This is a genomic window from Alkalibacillus haloalkaliphilus (assembly GCF_007991275.1).
Taxonomy (GTDB): domain Bacteria; phylum Bacillota; class Bacilli; order Bacillales; family Alkalibacillaceae; genus Alkalibacillus; species Alkalibacillus haloalkaliphilus.
Genome location: NZ_BJYA01000003.1, coordinates 210,578 through 233,337 on the forward strand (window position 1 = coordinate 210,578; position 22,760 = coordinate 233,337).

The following is a 22,760-nucleotide window of genomic DNA, read 5'->3' on the forward strand; positions in this document are numbered from 1 at the left end:
GTTAAAACTCCTTTCTATTAGGCATAGAGCGGTAATGTTGCGGTTGTTCATCACCATTAAGTACTCTAATTGTGCCTTCAGCTAAAGCTTCTAACTCATTTTCACCTGGATAAGTTAATACATCAGCTATCCAATCAATACGGTTTGTAATCTCTTCTACAAAACTTTCCCCATACGCTAAGCCGCCTGTTAATACAATAGCATCCATATTGCCTTTTAATACTGTACTAATACTTCCGATTTCTTTGGCTATTTGGTAAGCCATAGCTTCATATACAGCCTTCGCTTGCTCATCACCTTGTTCTACTCGCTCTTCAACTTCTTTAGCATCATTTGTTTCAAGGTATGCCACTAGACCACCTTTACCAACTAGCATTTTATGAACTTGCTCTTTCGTATATACCGATGAGAAGCATAAATCAACTAACTGACCAGCTGGCACTGTCCCAGCTCGCTCTGGAGAAAATGGTCCTTCTCCATTTAAGCCATTATTAACATCTATAACCTTGCCATGATCATGGGCACCGACCGTAATGCCACCACCCATATGACAAACAATTAGACGCGTATCTTCATATGCTTTACCTAAAGTTTCTGCTGCTCGTCTTGCAACAGCTTTTTGATTTAGCGCGTGAAAAATACTTCTTCGAGGCAGTTGTGGTACACCTGAATATCTTGCAATATCTTCAAGTTCGTCTACAACTACAGGGTCTACGATATAAGATGGGACATTAACATTACTTGCTATTTCATATGCTAAAATTCCACCTAGATTTGAAGCATGCTCCCCGTAAAAACCTTCTTTTAGATCATGGAGCATAGCTTCATTTACTTCATAAGTACCACCTTCGATTGGTTTGAGCAAACCACCTCGTCCACAAACTGCATCTAATTTAGATATATTAAAACCTTCATAATCTAATGCTTCTAAGATGACGTCTTTTCTAAATTGATACTGTTCGATGATGTTTGAATATGTTTCTAATTCTTCTGCTTTATGACGAATCGTTTGCTCAATTAAGCAATGTTCATTTTCAAACACGGCGATTTTAGTTGAAGTCGAACCTGGGTTAATAACTAATACACGGTAGTTCATTTTCTTGATGACGCCTCCATTTATTTTCTTCTTGAAATGATACTATGTTCATTTTGTAAAAAAGTACTTCTTGAACGACGAACACTAGCAATGCGCTCTTCTGCCATACGGTCAGCAGCAATGTGTGTAGAAATGTTATCACGTTTAGAAATTTCAAAGATTTTACTTAAGCTGTCATAAATAGCATCAATTTGTTTAAATGCACGGTCTTTGTTATAACCGTTTAGCTCATCTGCAACGTTAATAACACCACCAGAGTTAATTACGTAATCAGGTGCATAGACAATGCCAGCTTCATGCAGCATGTCACCATGTTTATGTTCTGCTAATTGATTGTTTGCTGAACCTGCAATAGCTTTAGCTTTTAGTTTTGGAATCGTCTCATCATTTAATGTTGCACCTAAAGCACATGGTGCATAAATATCACAGTCTACTGTGTAAATATCATCTGGATCTACTGCTTGAGCACCGAAGTCTTCTACTGCACGATCAACAGATTCTTTGTTAATGTCTGTAACAATTAACTTAGCTCCTTCTTCGTGTAAATGTTTACACATATGATAAGCAACATTACCAACACCTTGCACTGCTATAGTCTTACCTTCTAACGAATCAGTTCCGAAAGCTTCCTTAGCAGCTGCTTTCATGCCACGGTACATGCCATAAGCAGTAGCTGGTGATGGGTTACCAGAAGAACCGAACTCAGGCGAAATACCTGTTACGTAATCCGTTTCCATATAAATGTAGTCCATGTCATGCTCTGTTGTACCAACATCTTCAGCTGTAATATAGCGACCGTTCAGCCCTTGAATGTAACGGCCGAAAGCTCTGAACATTTCAGGATTTTTATCTTTTTTCGGATCGCCAATAATAACGGTTTTACCGCCACCTAAGTTAAGTCCAGCTGCTGCGTTTTTATATGTCATCCCTTTAGCTAGACGTAAAGCATCGATTACTGCTTCCTCTTCTGAATCATAAGTCCACATTCTAGTTCCACCTAATGCTGGCCCTAAAGTTGTGTCATGTAACGCGATGATTGCTTTTAATCCTGAGTTTTTATCTTGGCAAAATACCACTTGTTCATAATCATACTCTTCCATATAAGTAAATAATTCCATTTCATATTCCTCCCTAAAATTAAGATGATGTTAAAGCAAACGCTAGTGAGTAGATTTTGCTTTCAGCTGTATCCGCACGTGAAGTTAAAACAATTGGTGCTTTAGCTCCACTAATAATCCCCGCTACTCTTGCATTAGCGAAATAAGTAAATGATTTGTATAGCGTGTTACCTACTTCAATATACGGACAAACTAAAATATCAGCGCTTCCAGCAACATCTGAGTTAATATTTTTTTCTTGTTTTGACTCTAATGAAATTGCATTGTCAAATGCTAATGGGCCATCAACAATACACCCTTGAATTTGCCCTCTTTTTTGCATTTGAGATAATACTGCTGCATCAACAGAAGCTTGCATAGCTGGGTTAACAATTTCAACAGCTGCTAGTGGTGCAACCTTTGGATTGTCATAGCCAAGCCTATGGGCAACGTCAACTGAATTTTGAATGATTTGTACTTTCTCCTCTAAATCTGGTGCAATATTCATCCCTGCATCAGTTAGAAATAAAAGTCCATCACGGTTAGGAATTTCAAATAATGCAACGTGAGATAAGATTCTCCCGTCTCTTAAGCCTGAATTTTTCTTGAGTACAGCTTTTAAAACGATCTTCGTTGCAACATTTCCTTTCATTAGGACATCTGAACGTTCTTCGGAAACTGACATGACTGCTTTCTCAACAGCGTTCTCGACTGACGTAGCATGGTGTAACGTAATCCTTTCTTGCTGTAAGTCTAGCTCAATTTCTTCAGCCGCTTCTCGGATTTGTTCCATGTTACCGAAAAGCTTAAAAGCTGCAAGGTCGCGTTCAACCCCCTCCTTTACCGCCTTCAAAGTTTCGACATTAGTTGCCTCTGCTACAGCAACCGTTTTCTTCTCCTCCATTTGACAGAGGTCATTTACGAGTTGATCTAAGTTCATTATTCTCTCACCTTCATGTTGTATTAATTCTAGTTATTAGCTTTGTACATCTTTTCCGAGATTGTGCTTTTCCATTTTGTAATATAAATTGCGTAATGAAATATTTAGCTGTTTGGCTGTTTTGGATTTAATATAATTATTCTTCTCTAATGTCTCAAGTATGAGTTGTTTTTCAAATTCATCAAGCGCATCTTGTAGCGGAATAACCTCTGTACTTACTGGTTCATTAAACAGATCTAAATCTTTAAAAGAATGTTTTCTTAACGATGGTAAGTGTTTGTCTTTAATATAACTTTCATTTTGCTCCATACTTATAATGGCGCGGCCAAGTATGTTTTCCAGTTCTCTCACATTACCAGGAAAATCATATTCTTTAAGTATTCCTAGCGCTTTTACATTTACACCTTTTACATTTCGCCCATAATCTTCATTGAGCTTCGTAATTAAGTGCTGTGTTAAAGGCTCGATATCATCAGTTCGTTCTCTTAAAGGCGCAATCATAATAGGTAGTCGATTTAATCGATAAAACAAATCTTCACGGAATTCTTTTTCCATCATTGCACGCTCTAAGTTAACATTAGTTGCTGCAATCACCCTTACGTTAACAGGGATGGGTTTTCTACCACCGACCCTAATAATTTCTTGATTTTCTAGAACGTGTAGCACTCTAGCTTGCAGGTCAACTGATAAATCACCAATTTCATCTAAAAACAGTGATCCATTATTGGCTTCTTCAAACAACCCTTTTTGCTTTTCAGGTGGGCCTGTTTCATCACCGAACAAAGCTTTTTCTAGTGCTTCTTCTTCCATCGAAGCACAATTCACTCGAATAAATTTATAATGTTTACGATCACTTTCGTTGTGAATCGCGTGTGCAATCAGTTCTTTTCCTGTTCCTGATTCACCTCTTAGTAGGACCGTAACAGGTGTTTTGGCACCTACTTTAGCCTGTTCTAACGTTAATTTCATCTCGGTCGACTGTGCAATTATATCATCAAATGTGTACTTAGCTTCTAAATTCCGAATTATTTGGCGAGCTTTTTTTAACTCAGATGTTAAAGATTCAATCTCCGACAAATCGTGAATTATGGCAACACTACCCTTGAGAACACCGTCAACTAAGATCGGTGCAGCATTAACTAAAACATCACGTTTTAATGGGCCTACTTTCATGCGTGCACCTCTTACAGGTCTTCTAGTTTCAAGTACCTGCATGTGCATACTTTCACCTTCAGATATGTCAGCAGTTGCTGGTTTACCGATGATTTCGCTTTCCTTTAACCCCGTGATCTTTGTATATGCAGGGTTAATTAGTAACCCTCGGCCATATTCGTCAACAACGGAGATCGCTTCTTCACTCGATTGAATAATGGCTTCTAACATATTTTGAATATTTTTTAGGTCAGTTATTTCTTCTGCCAGCTCAACAACTTCCGTAATATCTTTAAAGACAGCAAAAGCACCTAATAGCTCACCTTGTTCAGTAACAAGTGGGATTCGTGTTGTAATAATACGTTTTCCATTACTCAAGTTCAGCGGTTGGTTGAGTTCCTTTTTTCGGGTTTTCATAACATTTGGTAAATGCGAATCTGAGATGATTTCAGTTACTAAATGTCCAACCATCTCATCCCTATTAAGGTTTAGTATGTTTTCAGCTGCTTCATTAACATATGTAATGTTGTGATCTAGATCGATGACGATCATTCCGTCATGAATTGAATTTAATAGTAAATCACGTGAATCAGTCTCTTTTTTTAGTTGATCCAGTAATGATTCTTTCTCATTTAACAAGTTATAAATAACGTGAGCAACCGTACCAGGTATTAATACCGAACGCCTCGTTTTATAATTTTTCAAGTCATTAAATACTTCTTCCTTACCTGTAGTTTCAACGATTATATCAATTGGTTCATTTAAAGCATCAATATACGACTCATAAGTGTTTATTGATTTATTAGCAGCTAATTCAATGCCGGGAGCGAGTTGATTGATGTCTGCAACAGCTTGCACATTAATCATATCAGTTTGCTCAAATAGCTTTAAAATAGCTGTTCCACCTTGTCCTGCTCCTACAATTAGCACATTTTGCATAGTTTTACACCTACATTTGCAAGTTTTTGCATACTTCCATGATAATGAAAGCGCTTTAATAATGCAAGTTTTTTTCGTTTTTTCTTCTAGCTATTTTTGGTATACTACAAAAGGGATAAGGAGAGAAGAATAATGATGAGGTTAATTGCACTTTTAATTATGGTAATACCTGGAGTTCTAGCTGCATATGGAATCATATTGATTCGCGATTCTTTCTTTGGGGAAGCAGCTGCAATTTTTTTCAATAATGTTTTAATCCAGTTAATCGCTGGTATTATTTTAATTGTTGTAGGGATTGGGTTTATTGGTGGCTTTATTTTACACCGTGACCGAAAACGCAACCGAACACAAAATAATTACTAAAAAACAGAGAAAACCCGAACGAAATCACATTTTGACTTCGTTCGGGTTTATCTTTTAGCCCGCTCCATCAAAATGCTTCGCTTTCCGGTCTACGCATTTTGATTCCGCTAAGTAAGTGTTAACAAACATAAAAAATCAAAAGTCCGTGTTTTCATAACACTTAGATTCCTTTTGTCCCAACCTCTTTTTAAAATTAATCAGTTAAAAAGAACTCTTGGTATAATGATTTGATCGCTTCGTTTAAGTTCTCTTCATATATTCCAAACATCATGGAAACTTCGGAAGAGCCTTGATTGATCATATCAATATTAACATCTGCTTCTGCGAATGCTTTCGTCGCTTTAGATGCAACGTTTAAGCGATTACTCATACCTTCACCTACGAGCATAATCATTGCTAATCCGTGTGTTACATCTACTGTATCTACTTGCAATTCATTTTTAATTCTGTTCATTAACGTTTCTTCTTTATCACCTTTTAAATCTTCTGTACGGATAATAACTGACATATCATCAATACCTGAAGGTGCGTGTTCAAATGAAATGTTTTCTTCTGCAAGAATGCTTAATAACTTTTGACCGAACCCAATTTCGCGGTTCATTAAATACTTACGCACATAAATCGTTGAAAATCCTGTATCACTTGCAATACCAACGACTGGCTGACCGTTATCTTTTTTGCTGGCAACAATCATTGTTCCACGACAATCCGGGTCATTTGTGTTTTTAATGCATACTGGAATATTCTTTTTAAATGCAGGAATTAATGCTTCATCGTGAAATACTGAGAAACCTGCATAAGATAATTCACGCATTTCTTTATAAGTCAATGTATGAATCTCTTTAGGTTGATCTACAATTTTCGGGTTTACACAATAAACGGAACTAACATCAGTAAAGTTTTCATACAGCTCGGCTTGTACACCTGCAGCAATGATTGAACCTGAAATATCAGAACCACCGCGAGGGAAAGCTGTTAAAATACCCGTTTCTGTATAGCCGAAGAATCCTGGTATGACAACTACACCTTCACGTTCTCTAAGGCGGTATATTTGCTCATAGCTTTTTTCTAAGATTTGAGCACCATTAGGGTCAGAGCTGACAATGACACCAGCATCTTTAGGATTCACATAAGTCGCTTTTGTACCTCTCTTGTTCAGGTACGCACTTAAAATACGAGCTAATGAATCTTCTCCCATTGCCTTTAATGCATCCATTAAGTGAGTCGTGTTTGTCGTTTCTCTAAGTAATCTTCTTGATTCATTTTCAATTCGAGCAACAATATCCTTTGATAATTCAAGTTCTTCTGTAATGGACATAAATCGTTGAGAAATTTTGAATAACGTTTCCTCATAATTTTGCCCACTATCATATTGTTCACCTAATTGAATAAATAAATCTGTTACTTTAACGTCATCGTCGTATCTCTTTCCAGGTGCTGATACGACAATAAACTTCCGATCTTGATCGGCTTCGATAATGCTAGCCACTTGGCCAAGCATCGAACTATCTGCTACAGAACTGCCTCCAAATTTTGCTACTTTCATTATTATCACCACTATTTGAATTGTTTTATAACAATGATTATTTTAACATATCGAGAATAAAAAAAAAGGAGTTAACAGATGTTAACTCCTAAAGTGATTCTAATGCTTTATCCAACTTTATGTTCTAACCTTAACTTATCTGCGATCATAGCAATGAATTCAGAGTTTGTGGGTTTTGCTTTTGAAACGCTCACTGTATAACCGAAAATTGCTGATAAAGAATCTATGTTACCACGATTCCAAGCAACTTCAATCGCGTGACGAATCGCTCGTTCAACTCGAGAAGCTGTTGTATTATATTTTTTAGCAATATCTGGGTATAAAACTTTAGTAATAGATCCTAATAATTCAATATCATGATATACCATTGCAATTGCTTCTCTTAAATATAAATAACCTTTAATATGAGCCGGGACACCAACTTCATGAATGATCGAAGTAATGTTAGCATCTAAGTTCACTTTTGGTGGTTTGCTTTCGCCAAATCCGTGTTTAAGTGGTGAAACTTGCTTTGAACCAGCAATGTTTAATACTTGGTCTTTAAGCATGTCTAAATCAAAAGGCTTCAACATATAATATGTAGCGCCTAATTCAACAGCTTTTTTCGTTACGGATTCGTGTCCGAAAGCAGTGAGCATAATCACTTTAGGTGTTTTGTCTAATGACGCGTTACGCAGCTTTTCTAATACAGCTAATCCGTCAATGTGAGGCATAATAATATCTAAGATTAAAATATCAGGCTGTTGTTCTTGGACCATTGTTAAGCAATCATTTCCGTTGTAAGCAGTACCTACAACTTCCATTTCTTCTTCTTCTGAAAAGTGATCCTCTAACATCGAGACCAACTCTCGATTGTCATCAGCTATTCCTAATTTAATCTTCCCCATAAAAATATTCCCTCCTATTAATAAATATCCGTTTGACCCACATTTAACCAATTCGACATATAAGCATAATCTCCTTTTTAATTTGTGAAATTTTTGAGATATATTCACTTTTTTTGAGGTTAAAACACGCATTCTACAAGGGTTCTTATAATTCGACATAAAAAAGCCCAATACTTAATTAGTACTGGGCTTAAATTTAGCTAGCGTCTTGCATCTCTTCATCTTCTTTTATTTTTAACCCTGCTTCATTTAACATCCATTCTATATGCACACCATACCCACTTGTTGGATCATTTAAAAATACATGTGTTACTGCACCGATTAATTTACCGTCTTGTATAATTGGACTACCGCTCATTCCTTGCACAATTCCACCAGATGCTTCTAACAAGTCGTCATCTGTAATTTGTATAACCATCCCTTTAGTTTCTGGGTTTTGTGAAGGTACGCTACTTACAATTTCAATTTCAAACTCTTCAATCGTATCCTCTTCTACGACTGTTAAAATTTTGGCTTTCCCTTCTTTTACTTCATGAGCTTTAGCAACAGGTAGTAAACCGACATGGTCATTTACAAATAATGAGTCGTCTTCCAACTTTCCGAAGATCCCATAGTCAGTGTTTTTTTGAATCGTACCTAAGCTTGTATCATCCATTGAGAAACGCGCTCGCTTCTCACCTGGCGATCCACTTTCCCCTTTATTAATCGAAGTAATCTTTGAAGGCACAATTTTACCATTGTAAATGTCTAATGGTTTCTTTGTTTGCTGATCAGTAATAACATGTCCTAATGCACCATAACGTTTTGATTCTGGATCATAAAAGGTCATCGTACCGATGCCAGCAGTTGCATCTCTTATAAAGAGACCGAGCTTATAAACATCTTCACCTTCATCGGCAAGCGGCTTTACCGTTAAAGGGAAAATATGCTCTTGTCTTTTAATTAATAATTCAATCGGTTCTTGCTCAGTTTCGTATTTCTGTATTAGCTTCGTGAAGGATTGCATATCGTTAATTTTATGTTGATTTAGTTGTAAAATAATATCACCAATTTCAACGCCTGATTCCTCAGCTGGTGAGGTTTTACCCTCGTTAGTTGAGACAGGACTAAAACCGACTACGACAACACCAGAAGTGTGGAGTTTAACACCAATGGATTGACCTCCAGGTATTATTTCTTCAACAGGTTGTAATGTTTCAGCAGCTACATGGTATGTTAATGTGAATGGAAGAACAAACGAAACAAGGAGAATGATTTTTAATGTTATTCGTGATCGGCTCATCAAGTACACTCCTCATTTCTCTTTATAATTGAAGCTTTAAAGTTAATTTGAGCTTTTTTCACCTTTTTTAAACGATAAAAGTAAATGCAATTTAGTTTATCATTTCCTTGAATAGATTAACTTTGATTGTATATAAAATAATTACTAACTAACCCATTACATATATTAAAAAAAGGTTAAACATACGAATAAGTATGCTTAACCTTTCATCACTTCTGCTTGTTCAATTAATTCTTTGGCATGATTCGTTGTCGTTTCAGTTACTTCATTTCCAGAGATCATGCGCCCGACCTCTTCAACAGTTTCGTTCGCCGATAATGGATGTACACTCGTGTTGGTGTATCCTTTTTCTGAAACATCTTTTTGAATTAAGTAATGATGGTCTGCCATTGCCGCCACTTGTGGCAAGTGAGTTATGCAAAGCACTTGGGACTCATTTGATATACGGTGAATCTTTTGGGCGATAGCTTGCGCTACACGACCACTCACACCAGTATCAACCTCATCAAAAATAACACTTGTAATTCCTTGATGCTGCGATAAAATGCTCTTAATAGCAAGCATAATCCGCGAAATTTCTCCACCTGAGGCAACTTTATGAAGTGGTTTCATCGGTTCTCCAGGATTTGTTGTAATGAGAAATTGTATAACGTCTAAGCCTTGTCTTAACAATCTGACATGACGATCGCGCCAGTTTACTTCACCTTTGTGAGTGTTAAATTCAACATCAAACTGAGCTTTTTCTAAATAAAGATCTTGTAATTCATGTTGAATTGCTAATATAAGCTTTTCTGCGATTTCTTTCCTAAGTTTATGCAAATGTTCAGCTTCAGTTAAGGCATCTTTTTCCGCCTCTTTTATTTCATGTTCAAGTGATTGTAAATGACTGTCTTTATTCTCAAGTTGCTCTAACTCTTCTTCCATTTGAGCCATATGGGTCATCAGTTCATTAACATCTTTGCCGTACTTTCGCTTTAACCGATTAATTTCAAACAATCTTGTTTCAATTTCATCTAAACGATTTGGTTGAAATTCTAATTGATCCAAACGATTTCGCAAATCAAACGACAGCTCTTCTAAAGAATAGTAATTGGCTTTTAATTGCTTAGAGAGCTCCTCAAAGTCATGGTCCACATCTTCTAATTGCTCTAAAGCAGACATCGCATGTCCTAAGAAATCCATTGCATGGTTCTCAGCTGATAATGACTCGTACGTTGTATTTAAACCTTCAAAGATTCGTTCATAATTCATTAAATGACTACGCTCTTCTTCAAGTTGATCATCTTCACCAAGTTGTAATTGCGCTTCACTCAATTCATTATGTTGAAATTTAAGCAAATCAATACGTTGTGCAATTTCTTGCTCATTGTTAGATAGTTCCTCATACTTTTTCTTTAGGGATTGTAAATGGCTGTATAATTCATGATAATGTTCTTTAGTTTGATCGAGACCATCACGGTCAAAAAAGTCTAAAAGTTCAATATGTCGTTCTGGATTCATTAAAGATTGTGTCTCATGTTGGCTATGTATATCAATTAAATGTGCACCTAATTCTTTTAAGACTGCTAATGTAATTAGTTTACCATTAACTTTGCAAATGCTTTTGCCTTTGGATGTAATACGTCTTTCGATTACAACACTACCCTCATCTTCATCAACTGGTATTTCAAATTGCTCCAACACTTTATACGCCATATGTTGGTGGTCATCTATAAAGAATAACCCTTCAATTGATGCTTGGTCAGCATTATGCCTAACGAATTCTACAGATGCCCTAGCACCAGCTAGTAGCTGAATTGCATCTATAATAATTGATTTACCTGCACCAGTTTCTCCTGTTAGTACAGTTAAACCTTCATTAAAAGATAGTGATATTTCATCAATAATTGCAAAATTCTTAATCGATAATTGTGCTAACACAATAGACACCTCATATTCTTAGAGCATTTTCATAAATTCATCATAAATAGCTTCACTTTGAGATGGTGTACGACAAATGATTAAGCACGTGTCATCTCCACATATACTTCCCATAATATCTTCCCAATCTAATTGATCAATTAAAACACCGACAGCTTGTGCATTACCTGGTACAGTTTTTAGAACTATGAAATGGTCAGCACGATCAATTGAAACGAAACTCTCTAACAAGGTTCTCTGTAGCTTCTCAGTTGGGTTAACTTTTGTATCTCCAGGCAAGCTGTATTTATAGTATCCGTCATTAGTTGGAACTTTAACTAATTGTAGTTCTTTTATGTCTCTAGAAATTGTGGCTTGTGTTACATCATATCCTAGGTCATGAAATTTTTGCACGAGCTCATCTTGTGTTTCAATGTCGTGTTTGTAAATTAAATCACGGATTTTTAATAATCGTTGGGTTTTTTTCAATTTTTTCACCATCTTTTAGTTCAGTGTATAACATCAGACCAGTTTACTTATGAAAATCTTCGTGTGCTTGGTTAATCACTTGATCTATTTCTGTATTTGACAACCGATTTTCTGATTCGTTTTCTAGCCACTTAGCATGTAAAAGAAACTCAATATTGCCATCTCCACCAGTAATAGGTGAATAATCAAGCCCTTCGATAACAAATCCTTCATTTTCAACAAATGATAAAATGTCGTGAACAACTGCGATATGTACTTTCTTATCACGCACAATTCCCTTTTTCCCCACTTGCTCTCTTCCTGCTTCGAATTGAGGCTTGATTAGGGCTACAACATCAGAATTCGGCTCTACGATCTGACGAATCACTGGGAATATAAGCTTTAATGAAATGAAAGAAACATCTGTTACTGCCACATTTGGCATACCGTATTCCAACTGATCTTTTGTTACGTAGCGAAAGTTAGTACGCTCCATAACATAAACACGATCATCTTGTCTCAGTTTCCAATCCAATTGGTTATAACCGACATCAATCGCATAGCTTGCTTTTGCTCCATGCTGTAGAGCACAATCTGTAAAACCACCTGTTGATGAACCAATGTCTACAATTAATCGGTCCGAAAAATCAATATTAAAGCTTTTAATCGCTTTTTCAAGCTTCAAGCCGCCCCGACTAACATACGGGACAGCTTTTCCTTTCACTTTAATATTAATAGTCGGATCAACTTTAACCCCTGGCTTATCTAAACGTTCATGATCAGTGTGAACTAAACCAGCCATAATAGAACGCTTCGCTTTTTCTCTTGAATCAAAAAAGCCTTGTTCAACTAAAAGTGTATCTAAGCGTACTTTTTTCATATACTTAAGCCCTTTTCTCTTTTGTTGGCACGATCTCTTTTACTTCATTTTGAATATGCTTAGCGGTCAAACCAACTTCTTCTAATAAATCATCGACACTTCCGTGTTCAATAAAGCGGTCAGGTATACCCATTCTTGATATAAACGGATATGCTACCTTTTCTTCTTCAAAAAATTCTAAAACTGCACTACCGAATCCTCCTTGAAGAGCATGCTCTTCGACTGTAAGGATTGGTAATTGTTCTTGTGAAATTTGCCTTAACATATTAGCATCTAACGGTTTAATAAAACGAGCATTAACGACTCGAACTGAAATATCATCTTTTTCTAAATCGGCTGCAGCTTCCATTGCTCTTTCAATCATCGTACCGAAAGTTAATATGACAAGATCATGACCTTCTTTTAGTACTTCCCATGTTCCGATTGGCACCATATCATACTGGCCTTCCACAGGGTGATCTTTAGCATTACCACGTGGGTAACGAACTGCAATCGGTCCATCTTGATGATTTAATGACGTATAAACCATATCTTGACACTCTTGTGCATCTTTAGGCATCATAATTGTCATATTCGGTAAATGACGTAAAAATGATATATCAAATACACCTTGGTGTGTTTCGCCGTCTGCGCCAACTAGCCCAGCACGATCAATACCAAAAGCTACGTTTAAATTTTGACGGCATACATCATGAACGACTTGGTCAAAGCCTCTTTGCAAGAAGGTTGAATAAATTGATAAAAATGGCTTCATCCCTTGTGTTGCAAGTCCACCTGCGACCGTCGTTGCGTGTTGTTCAGCTATACCTACATCAAAAAGTCTGTCAGGGAATTTGGATTTAAAGTCTTCTAGCTTACTACCAACAGTCATAGCTGGAGTAATTGCCACTACTTTCTCATCGTGATCTGCTACTTGCATCAACGTATCACTAACAACTTTACTCCATCCCGGTCCACCTGAACTTTTCTTCACCGATTCACCAGATTCAATCTTGTAAGGTCCAACACCATGCCATGTTCCGATTTTATCGTTTTCTGCAGGGTGATAGCCTTTACCTTTAGTCGTTAATACATGAATTAAAATTGGTCCTTCAGTTCTCTTAGCATAGTCAATGGATTTAAATAAATCCTCATAATCATGACCATCAACTGGACCATAATATGTGAATCCTAACTCTTCGAAAAACATGCCTGGCACAACTAAATACTTCATGCTATCTTTAATACGCTCAGCAGTATTAGCAATTTTTCCTCCAACTGAAGGAATCTTTTTGAGTAAAACTTCCAATTCTTCTTTTATCCAGTTATAACGTTGGCCGCTTCTCAAACGCCCTAATACGTTATGTAAAGCTCCAACATTTGGCGCAATAGACATCTCGTTGTCGTTTAAGATGACAATCATATCTTTTTGCTCGGCTCCAATATGATTTAACGCTTCTAACGCCATACCACCTGTTAGTGCACCATCACCAATAATAGGTACAACATAATTATCTTCTTTTTTAACATCACGAGCTATAGCCATTCCCATAGCCGCTGATAAAGAAGTAGAACTATGACCTGTCTCCCATACATCATGTTCACTTTCGTTCATCTTAGGAAAGCCACACAAGCCTTGATATTTCCTTAAAGTATCAAAGTCTTTTGTACGGCCGGTAAGCATTTTATGCACATAAGCTTGATGTCCTACATCCCACAAAAACTTATCCTTTGGACTATCGAATGATTGGTGTAAAGCTAAAGTTAGTTCGACAACACCAAGATTAGGGCCTAAGTGTCCGCCTGTCTTTGATAAGTTTTCAATTAAAAACGAACGTATTTCTTCGCTTAACTGTTGTAATTCTTCTACTGATAAGTCTTTTATTTCCGATGGATGTTTAATGTTTTTAAGATCCATTTAGGATCACTCACCTTTATAATTAATTTCATTATTTTTTATTTTTATGTGATGGCAAAACACGTATACGTAAATTGTTTTCGATAAAAGTAGTTATTTTTCCTGCAAATAGAACTAACTCCGTTGAAGCTCGTACAGCGATCGACTTCCCCATCGCTTTTCCACCTACAGTTAAAGCTGCAACAACACCTGTGAAGATCACTGAGATTGTAAATTGATATGTAGAAGCTTGTCCATTTGAAATCGAAGTTGCTAATTGAATAACAACTAGTGTTGATGCTGTACCACTTATAACACCTGCGATATCTCCTATTACATCGTTACAGAAGGTAGCAAATTTATCTGCATTACGCACAATTCTAATCGAATTTTTAGCTCCGTAAACTTTTTCCGAAGCCATCGAGTGAAAAGGTGTCTCACTTGCCGCTGTTGCAGCAATTCCCATCATATCTGATAATACACCAATAAATACAATTATAAAAACAATAATCATACCTAATATCCATCCAACACCGCTTAAAATGGAATTAGATATTATTGTAAAAATGGCCGCTAACACCAAGGTGATAACGGCTATACTAACACTAAATTTAATGGATTCTTTTATTATTTTGATCATGTTATGACCTCAGAATGTATTGTAACCTTTGTTTAATATCATATGTACGTGAAGAGGTGGTCATTTAAGAGGTAAAAATTGCGGCTTAGGTCCAGTAGGTTTTCCCAGGCCGTTACCGTGTGTTGCCACTACGGCGGTTCCCCTTTAAAACGACCTTAGCCTCGTCTCCGAAAGCTAGACTGGATTACCACTTAGTCCACACTATAATCCCTCTTAAATGTCGCAACGGAACAGTCTAGGAGTTTTCCTCGACAGCCTTTGACCACTCCCTAGCCTCTTTTGCAGCATCTATTTCATGCAACGTTTAACGTGTTAATCGTTGGCCTAACGATTGAACACGTACTGAATTGCAATCCCCTAGACACCACTCAAGGCAGGCTACGCTGCAGATAGCGAATTCCTCGGTATCATGCAGGTTCATACCCCATTTCATACCCCATTAAGTGCGATTAATGGGGCACAAGAATGGGCCTCCACGGAAGCAGGGTCAACGCCCACATGCCATTGTGGATCGCCCTCCAACCTTAACTCCCAGCATCGACCCAAGGCTGGGCGCCTCAAGCCAACACCAGAAACTTCATCGATGTGCCCTTTGGCGGATTTTTAGGCCCGCCTTCAGAAGTGGGGGGCCGACTAGCATACTGCACCACCCCTTGCGTAAGTTCTATTTTATCACATCAGCTTACCACTAACAATTGTAAAAAGCCTAGTAACTTCGTTTACCAAATAGTTCGATAATGTCCATTAGTTGGGTATTTTCGACCCTTGCTTCGCGCAGAGCCTTTTGAGCACGTTCCATATAATCGTCACGCTTCTCTATCGCTCCATTAATTCCTAATAGTTTCGGATATGTGCCCTTGTCTAGTGATACATCACTACCGACTGGCTTACCGATTTCCTCTTCATCTCCGGTAACATCTAATATGTCATCTTGTACTTGGAAAATTAACCCTAAATAACTTGCATATTCATCTAGTGCCTCAATTTGGGGTGGAGTTGCTCCACCTAAATATGCTCCAATTTTAACTGCGCCACGGATTAGCTCTCCTGTTTTATGTCGATGAATCCTACTAAGTTCTTCTACAGTTAAATGTTCACCTTCACCTTTTAAGTCTAAGTATTGCCCAGCAATCATTCCTTCTAAACCGCTCGCTTTACTTAATTCAGCTAAAGTGAAAACTTTCTCCTCAGCTTCTAACTTGGCAGATGAAGAAACGACTTGAAAGGCTAAAGTAAGTAATCCATCACCAACTAATATAGCTGTAGCTTCATCGTACTGTTTATGAATAGTTGGTTGGCCACGTCTAAAATCATCATCATCCATTGCTGGTAGGTCATCGTGTATTAGTGAGTATGTATGAATTAATTCAAGTGCAATAACGACGTCAGATACACGTTCTTCATCTTCTGAAAAAGCATTATAAGCAGCCAACATTAAAATTGGTCGCAACCTTTTTCCACCAGCATTTAGCGCATATAGTACAGCTGATTTTAATTGCTCTGGTAGATTTAATTGCTCCGCCTTGTTTTGTAGTTGTTCATTGATCGATTGTTGTTTTTGCTCAAATGACAAAATGTTCACTACGACTCTTCCTCCACTGTATATGGCTCAGACTCACCGTTTTCGTTTAAAATCTCCGTCATTTCATTCTCAACGTTCTTCAATTTTTCATGACATACTTTAGATAGCTGCATACCTTCTTTATAATACTGAATAGCTTGTTCTAACGGGACGTCGCCTTGTTCTAATTGTTCTACAATCTTCTCTAATTTCTCCATCGCTTGTTCAAAAGTTAAGTTATTATTCTCCATCTCGATCATCCCTTTCTTCAACACGTTGGACTTGACTTACAACTTGACCATCTGTAAATGACACCTTCAACAATCCACCAGTTTCAACTGACTTAGTTGATTTAACAATATCATCATTTTCATTATAAGCAATCGAATAACCCCTCTTCATCGTTTCAAGCGGGCTTAAAATGGATAACTTTTCTATTTGTGTGTTAAATTCATGTTGCTTTTGTTTATGATTACTAGCCATAACTTGGTTCAACTTCTCCGTTACATAATTCGTTTGATTTCGCTTCTCTTTAAGTAAGTTCGAAGGTGAGTGGGCAACTAACTGATCATAAGAAGAGTTTAAGTTTTGTTTCTTCATGTGTACTGCTTGTTTGATGTTTTTATTTAATTGTAGCACAACACGGTCTAGATCTTGTTCTTTCTGTCTCGTTAAGTGGACTGGGTACTTAAAAGCATAAGCATTCCTTAAAGAGTTTAAACGCTCATTTAAAGTATTTACCTTCTGTTTCATTTGTTGCTGCAGGCGATGAGAAGTGACTTCTACTTGCTTATGTAGTTCATCTAATGAAGGAACAGCTAGCTCTGCTGCAGCAGTCGGAGTAGGTGCACGTAAATCAGCAACTAAATCACTTATTGTAAAATCTGTTTCATGTCCTACAGCTGATATAACAGGAATTGTAGACTGGCTAATAGCTCGGGCAACAACTTCTTCATTAAACGCCCAAAGCTCTTCAATTGAGCCACCACCACGCCCTACTATTAATGTGTCAAAATCACCTATGTTGTTCGCCTCGTTAATTCCATCTGCGATTGATTTTGATGCGAATTCACCTTGAACAGAAACAGGGATGACAACGCGTTTCGTGTGGGGATAACGACGTGCTAATGTTGTAATTATATCGCGTACAGCTGCGCCTGTTGGTGAAGTTACAATTCCGATTTTTTCAGGGAATTTTGGAATTGGCTTTTTAAATTCCTCATTAAAAAGCCCTTCACTGTTCAACTTCTTTTTTAACTGTTCATATGCCAAGTGTAAAGAACCTAAACCGTCAGGCTCCATACTACTTACATATATTTGGTATTGGCCACTTCGCTCGTATACACTGATATCACCATGGACTAGCACTTTCATGCCGTTTTCAGGTTTAAATTTCAGTGAGCGATTGGAAGAAGCAAACATAACAGCTGAAACTCGGGCATTTTCATCTTTAATCGTAAAGTACATATGCCCCCTAGAATGGTGATTGAAATTTGATATTTCACCTTGTAACCAAACATTTTTTAAGTGTCGGTCGACATCAAATTTCTTCTTAATATACTTCGTTAATGCGGTAACGGTTAAGTATTGTTGCTTCATACTGAAGGTCTCCTTTAACTTAAACGTTTTGCTGCTTGGATCGTATTACTTAATAGCATTGTAATCGTCATAGGTCCTACCCCTTTTGGTACGGGAGTAATAAAACTGACATGACCAATCATTTCATCAAACGCTACATCACCGACTACTTTACCAGTTTCTAAAAACGTATTACCGACGTCTACAACGACAGCGCCTTTTTTCACGTCTTTCTTTTTAATTAGTTCTGCTTTACCAACAGCTACAATTAATATGTCAGCTTGCTTTGTATATTCATTTAAGTTATCTGTCTTTGAGTGACAATAAGTGACTGTAGCATCTTCATTTAGTAACATTTGTCCGATTGGTTTTCCGACTATGTTACTTCTACCAACTACAACGACATGTTTTTTTGCTACTGGTACTTGATAATAATGTAAAAGCTTCATAATGCCATACGGTGTGCAAGGATAAAAAGCTTCCTGTCCAATTGAAAGTCTACCTACATTAATTGGGTGAAAGCCATCTACGTCTTTTTCCGGTGATACAGCATCTAAAACACGCTTTTCATTAATATGATCAGGTAAGGGTAACTGAATGAGTGTTCCATGAGTTGAAGAATCCTCATTTAAGGTTTCGATATGGTTAAGTAGTTGTTGTTCTGAAGTGTTCACGGGAAGTTCGATGACATCAGATGTTATTCCAATTTTTTCTGCTGCTTTTTTCTTTATTCTAACATAAGTCTTAGACGCTGGATTATCCCCAATTATAATGACTGTTAATTTAGGGATTACACCTTGTTCTTTCAAACTTCTAATATCTTCGGTTAAGTTTGACCTTATATAATCAGCGACTGTGTTTCCATACATAATCGTCGTGCTCATTGTTTCACCTTCTAACTGCTCATAATCTTAGATAAGACACCATTAATGAACTTTCCTGATTGCTCATCATGAAAGCGTTTGGCCAATTCAACCGCTTCATTGACCGCTACTTTATCTGGTGTATCATCTACATAACGCATTTCATACGCAGCAATCCTTAATAACGTTTTTTCAACAGCACCAATTCGATTGATACTCCAATGTTCAAGGTTTTGTTCGATTAATGTATCTAATTCTTCTTTATACTCCATTACCCCTTTAATAATTTGGGTACTGAAAATACTTAAATCTTCGTCTAACACTCTAAATAGATCTTCATGTTTTGCATCTTTGTTAATATCTATTTGAAATAAAACTTGAAATGCTTTTTCACGGCTATGTTTCCTGCTCATTGAACCTTTCTCCTTCTATATTAAATTCCGGCAATTACTACTAAGTAAGTTTACCATGAAAAAAGAAATAAATAAAAATATAATGTTAAAACTAAAAAAATCTAACTCGCGCTACTATGTAGACACGAGTTAGACTTTTCTGTTTATTTTTCTGGCTTTGATTCTTCTTGTTTTTCTTCGATTTGAACACCGACAACATGTACATTGATTTCAATAATTTCTAATGCGGTCATATTCTTTAATGTTGTGCGAATGTTGTCTTGAATCTTTTCACAAACTTTCGGAATAGATACACCATAATCTAATACTGTGTAAACATCGATCTCTATTCCTTCTTCTGTAAGTTCGACTTTAACACCTTTACCGTGCTTTTTCTTACCAAGACGTTCAGTAACATTTGAAGCAATGTTACCTCTCATGTTAGCAACGCCACTCACTTCATTTGCCGCAATTCCTGCAATCACTTCAATAACTTCAGGTGCAATTTCAACACGACCAAGTGAATTGTCTTCGCTAACATTTAGTAATTGGTTCTCATCCATGTTCGTCACCTCTAATTGTCATCTTCCATTACTTTATGATCATCTAAAAACTTTGTATTAAAGTCACCATCAATAAAGACTTGATGGTTCATCATACGTTTATGGAATGGAATTGTTGAATGAATGCCTTCAATTACGAACTCATCTAAAGCTCGATTCATTCGCTCTATCGCTTCTTCTCGAGTTCTTCCATGTGTAATTAACTTAGCAATCATAGAGTCATAATAAGGCGGTATATTCCATCCAGTATAGGCTGCAGAATCTACTCTAACACCAAAACCACCTGGTGGCAAATACATTTCAACCTTACCTGCTGAAGGCATGAAGTTCTTGTATGGATCTTCAGCATTGATTCGACACTCGATCGACCAACCTTCAAATTTAATATCCTCTTGATAAAAAGTTAAAGCTTTGCCGTTAGCTACATTAAGCTGTTCTTTAATTAAGTCTACACCTGTTACCATTTCAGTTACGGGGTGCTCTACTTGGATTCGAGTATTCATTTCCATAAAATAAAAGCGAGATTCTTTTTTATCAAATATAAATTCAATAGTACCAGCACCGACATAGTCTACAGCTTGTGCAGCTCGAACAGCGGCATCACCCATTTCTTGACGCAACTCTTCATCAACCGCTGGTGAAGGAGTTTCTTCAATTAACTTTTGCAGGCGACGTTGTACAGAACAATCTCTTTCTCCTAGATGTACTGTGTTACCGTGTTTGTCAGCTAAGATTTGGATTTCTACGTGCCTAAAGTCTTCAATATACTTTTCTAAGTATACGCCAGGGTTACCGAAAGCTGTTTCTGCTTCATTTTGGGTTAAACGGATACCTTGAACAAGTTCTTCTTCATCTTGAGCTACACGGATCCCTTTACCACCACCGCCAGCAGTCGCTTTAATAATTACTGGGTAACCAATGCTTTGGGCAGTTTTTTTACCTTCTTCTATGTTTTCTATAATCCCTTCAGAACCAGGGACGATCGGTACACCCGCTTCTTTCATTGTTTCACGCGCCACGTCTTTCGTTCCCATTCTTGAAATTGAATCAGCACTTGGGCCAATGAATGTAACATTACATTCTTCACACATTTCAGCGAAGTCAGCATTCTCTGATAAGAAACCATAGCCTGGGTGAATGGCATCACAATTTGTTAACTTTGCAACGCTCATAATATTTGTTTTATTTAAGTAACTATCTTTACTCAAAGTCGGCCCTACACAATAGGCTTCATCTGCTATTTGAACATGAAGAGATTCACGGTCAGGCTCAGAGTAAATGGCTACCGTTTCAATTCCTAACTCTTTACACGCACGTATTACACGTACTGCAATTTCTCCTCTGTTAGCAACTAATACTTTTTGTATCACGGACAATCCCTCCTTACTTCTTCTTCACACGGAATAATGGTTGTCCGTACTCGACTAATTCACCATTGTCTACAAGTATTTCAACAATCTCACCTTTCGTTTCAGCTTCAATCTCATTAAAGAGTTTCATCGCTTCAACGATACAAACGACGGTACTTGCATCAACGTTGTCTCCAACTTGTACGTACGGATCATCTTCTGGTGATGGTGATTCATAAAACGTCCCAACCATTGGTGATACAATTTCATGATCGAAATCTACTGTACTTGCAGGTGCTTCCTCTTTTGGTTCTTCCTTTGGTTGTGCTTCTTGTTTCGGTTCTGCTGTTTTTGTTTCAACTTGTGGTTCTGGTTTAGTATCTACAGCAGGTGCAACTTGTGGTGCTGCTACTTGAACAACTTCTCCATTTTCTTTTTTCATGGATACTTTTGTCCCGTTAGCTTCATAAGAAAAATCGGAAATGGATGATTCATCTACTAATTTAATAAGTTCACGGATTTCTTGTACTTTTAACATTTTGATTAGCACTCCTTTTAAAATTAATAACAGGTACTAATAATTCCTATTAATATTGTACGATAAATGAATAGTAATATTCAACTTAATATTTAAAGATCTATTCATTTTCCTGAGTCAATTCTTTAGCTCATTCTTTGTTCTTAGCTTACCAATAATTGAGAAAAAGTAAAGAATAACTATTAAAGCCTCCATACCTTAAAGGTTATGGAGGCCTTGATTACGCTTCATCTTCTTGAATTCTTACAATCACTTCATAATCACCGAACTCATCACGTGCCATTTGCATAAGGTGATTCGCATCCGTTGGTGATAAATCAGTTGTAATTACTGTAATGTTTACAACATCTTCATCGTGGCGGACAAGTACGTCACGGAACTCCTTTTCTTGTTGGATCATCTGCTCAAGAATCGACTCTTTTTGAGCGACTGTTTGTAAAGCATACATTTCTTCCATCGCTTCATTTTTCTCTTCAGTACTAGCAGCAGCAGAAGCTACAATAGAAGATAGTTGCTCTCTCAATTCACTTCTTGCATCTTCAGTCTCCAAGCGGATTGTTGTAAATAACTCGTCCGCTGATAACTCGTCCATAGATAAGTCAACGCCAAGGCCTGATGTTTCTCCTGCCTCATCACCTTCAGTACCTTCTTCTGGTTCAGTTGCATCATCACCTGTTGCACCTTCACCTTCACCGTCATCACCATCTAAGTTTTCCTCTGTTTGCTCTTCATCTTGATCAGGTATTAGCGCCACCTGCTCACCACCTGGAGACATCATATAATACACACTCAATACAATTAATAAACTTAACATTGTAATTAACCAAACTGTTTGTTTTCTTAAAACCATA

General features: G+C 37.2%; 22 protein-coding genes. 1 reads left to right on the forward strand and 21 read right to left on the reverse strand.

Annotated features, from left to right (window positions below; all coding sequences use genetic code 11):
* Position 1 precedes the first annotated feature (1 nt).
* The 4 genes from buk to AHA02nite_RS05170 are packed head-to-tail and all read right to left on the reverse strand — an operon-like array spanning position 2 to position 5,224.
* Positions 2–1,096 carry a butyrate kinase gene (gene buk, locus AHA02nite_RS05155; protein ID WP_407642719.1) on the reverse strand — a complete coding sequence of 365 codons (1,095 nt, stop codon included), beginning with the start codon at positions 1,094–1,096 and terminating at the stop codon, positions 2–4.
* Positions 1,097–1,116: 20 nt separating this feature from the next.
* Complete coding sequence (locus AHA02nite_RS05160; RefSeq protein ID WP_146815040.1) at positions 1,117–2,214, reverse strand: Leu/Phe/Val dehydrogenase; 1,098 nt, start codon at positions 2,212–2,214, stop codon at positions 1,117–1,119.
* Positions 2,215–2,233: 19 nt separating this feature from the next.
* A complete protein-coding gene (gene yqiS, locus AHA02nite_RS05165) occupies positions 2,234–3,133 on the reverse strand; it encodes a phosphate butyryltransferase (protein ID WP_146815042.1) in 900 nt (299 codons plus the stop codon).
* Between the two features lie 36 nt (positions 3,134–3,169).
* Complete coding sequence (locus tag AHA02nite_RS05170; protein WP_146815044.1) at positions 3,170–5,224, reverse strand: sigma 54-interacting transcriptional regulator; 2,055 nt, start codon at positions 5,222–5,224, stop codon at positions 3,170–3,172.
* Positions 5,225–5,356: 132 nt separating this feature from the next.
* Between AHA02nite_RS05170 and AHA02nite_RS05175 the strand changes: the two genes are divergently transcribed.
* Positions 5,357–5,587 (forward strand): DUF2627 domain-containing protein, encoded by a 231-nt coding sequence (locus AHA02nite_RS05175; protein WP_146815046.1) that lies wholly within the window; start codon positions 5,357–5,359, stop codon positions 5,585–5,587.
* Positions 5,588–5,780: 193 nt separating this feature from the next.
* Here AHA02nite_RS05175 and AHA02nite_RS05180 read toward each other — a convergent pair whose 3' ends face one another.
* The 17 genes from AHA02nite_RS05180 to AHA02nite_RS05260 form a co-directional block, all read right to left on the reverse strand.
* Complete coding sequence (locus AHA02nite_RS05180; protein ID WP_146815048.1) at positions 5,781–7,133, reverse strand: aspartate kinase; 1,353 nt, start codon at positions 7,131–7,133, stop codon at positions 5,781–5,783.
* 107 nt (positions 7,134–7,240) lie between these two features.
* A complete protein-coding gene (gene spo0A / locus AHA02nite_RS05185; RefSeq protein ID WP_146815050.1) occupies positions 7,241–8,020 on the reverse strand; it encodes a sporulation transcription factor Spo0A in 780 nt (259 codons plus the stop codon).
* Positions 8,021–8,216: 196 nt separating this feature from the next.
* Positions 8,217–9,302, reverse strand: a complete 1,086-nt coding sequence (spoIVB, locus tag AHA02nite_RS05190; RefSeq protein WP_146815052.1) for a SpoIVB peptidase — start codon at positions 9,300–9,302, stop codon at positions 8,217–8,219.
* Between the two features lie 198 nt (positions 9,303–9,500).
* The gene (gene recN, locus AHA02nite_RS05195; RefSeq protein ID WP_146815054.1) at positions 9,501–11,222 is read right to left on the reverse strand and encodes a DNA repair protein RecN; all 1,722 of its coding nucleotides are present in this window, start codon (positions 11,220–11,222) and stop codon (positions 9,501–9,503) included.
* Between the two features lie 18 nt (positions 11,223–11,240).
* Entirely contained in the window at positions 11,241–11,690 is a 450-nt protein-coding gene (gene ahrC / locus AHA02nite_RS05200) for a transcriptional regulator AhrC/ArgR (RefSeq protein WP_146815056.1), read from the reverse strand.
* Between the two features lie 43 nt (positions 11,691–11,733).
* Positions 11,734–12,549: a TlyA family RNA methyltransferase gene (locus AHA02nite_RS05205; RefSeq protein ID WP_146815058.1), complete on the reverse strand. Its 816-nt coding sequence runs from the start codon at positions 12,547–12,549 to the stop codon at positions 11,734–11,736.
* A gap of 4 nt (positions 12,550–12,553) precedes the next feature.
* Positions 12,554–14,446, reverse strand: a complete 1,893-nt coding sequence (dxs, locus tag AHA02nite_RS05210) for a 1-deoxy-D-xylulose-5-phosphate synthase (protein WP_146815060.1) — start codon at positions 14,444–14,446, stop codon at positions 12,554–12,556.
* Between the two features lie 31 nt (positions 14,447–14,477).
* Positions 14,478–15,065 carry a hypothetical protein gene (locus tag AHA02nite_RS05215; RefSeq protein ID WP_170235973.1) on the reverse strand — a complete coding sequence of 196 codons (588 nt, stop codon included), beginning with the start codon at positions 15,063–15,065 and terminating at the stop codon, positions 14,478–14,480.
* Between the two features lie 706 nt (positions 15,066–15,771).
* The gene (locus AHA02nite_RS05220; RefSeq protein ID WP_146815062.1) at positions 15,772–16,647 is read right to left on the reverse strand and encodes a polyprenyl synthetase family protein; all 876 of its coding nucleotides are present in this window, start codon (positions 16,645–16,647) and stop codon (positions 15,772–15,774) included.
* On the reverse strand, positions 16,647–16,877 hold the full coding sequence (locus tag AHA02nite_RS05225; protein ID WP_146815064.1) for an exodeoxyribonuclease VII small subunit: 231 nt from the start codon (positions 16,875–16,877) through the stop codon (positions 16,647–16,649). Before AHA02nite_RS05225 ends, AHA02nite_RS05220 begins: the two co-directional genes overlap by 1 nt.
* Positions 16,867–18,225, reverse strand: coding sequence for an exodeoxyribonuclease VII large subunit (gene xseA, locus AHA02nite_RS05230; RefSeq protein WP_146815066.1), 1,359 nt, complete (start codon positions 18,223–18,225; stop codon positions 16,867–16,869). Before xseA ends, AHA02nite_RS05225 begins: the two co-directional genes overlap by 11 nt.
* Positions 18,226–18,239: 14 nt before the next feature.
* Positions 18,240–19,088: a bifunctional 5,10-methylenetetrahydrofolate dehydrogenase/5,10-methenyltetrahydrofolate cyclohydrolase gene (locus AHA02nite_RS05235; RefSeq protein WP_146815068.1), complete on the reverse strand. Its 849-nt coding sequence runs from the start codon at positions 19,086–19,088 to the stop codon at positions 18,240–18,242.
* 11 nt (positions 19,089–19,099) lie between these two features.
* The gene (gene nusB, locus AHA02nite_RS05240) at positions 19,100–19,480 is read right to left on the reverse strand and encodes a transcription antitermination factor NusB (RefSeq protein ID WP_146815070.1); all 381 of its coding nucleotides are present in this window, start codon (positions 19,478–19,480) and stop codon (positions 19,100–19,102) included.
* A gap of 143 nt (positions 19,481–19,623) precedes the next feature.
* Positions 19,624–20,022 (reverse strand): Asp23/Gls24 family envelope stress response protein, encoded by a 399-nt coding sequence (locus AHA02nite_RS05245; RefSeq protein ID WP_146815072.1) that lies wholly within the window; start codon positions 20,020–20,022, stop codon positions 19,624–19,626.
* 11 nt (positions 20,023–20,033) lie between these two features.
* Positions 20,034–21,392 carry an acetyl-CoA carboxylase biotin carboxylase subunit gene (accC, locus tag AHA02nite_RS05250; protein WP_146815074.1) on the reverse strand — a complete coding sequence of 453 codons (1,359 nt, stop codon included), beginning with the start codon at positions 21,390–21,392 and terminating at the stop codon, positions 20,034–20,036.
* A 13-nt stretch (positions 21,393–21,405) separates the two neighbouring features.
* Complete coding sequence (accB, locus tag AHA02nite_RS05255) at positions 21,406–21,909, reverse strand: acetyl-CoA carboxylase biotin carboxyl carrier protein (protein ID WP_146815076.1); 504 nt, start codon at positions 21,907–21,909, stop codon at positions 21,406–21,408.
* 220 nt (positions 21,910–22,129) lie between these two features.
* Positions 22,130–22,759: a SpoIIIAH-like family protein gene (locus tag AHA02nite_RS05260; protein WP_146815078.1), complete on the reverse strand. Its 630-nt coding sequence runs from the start codon at positions 22,757–22,759 to the stop codon at positions 22,130–22,132.
* Between the last annotated feature and the right edge of the window lies 1 nt (position 22,760).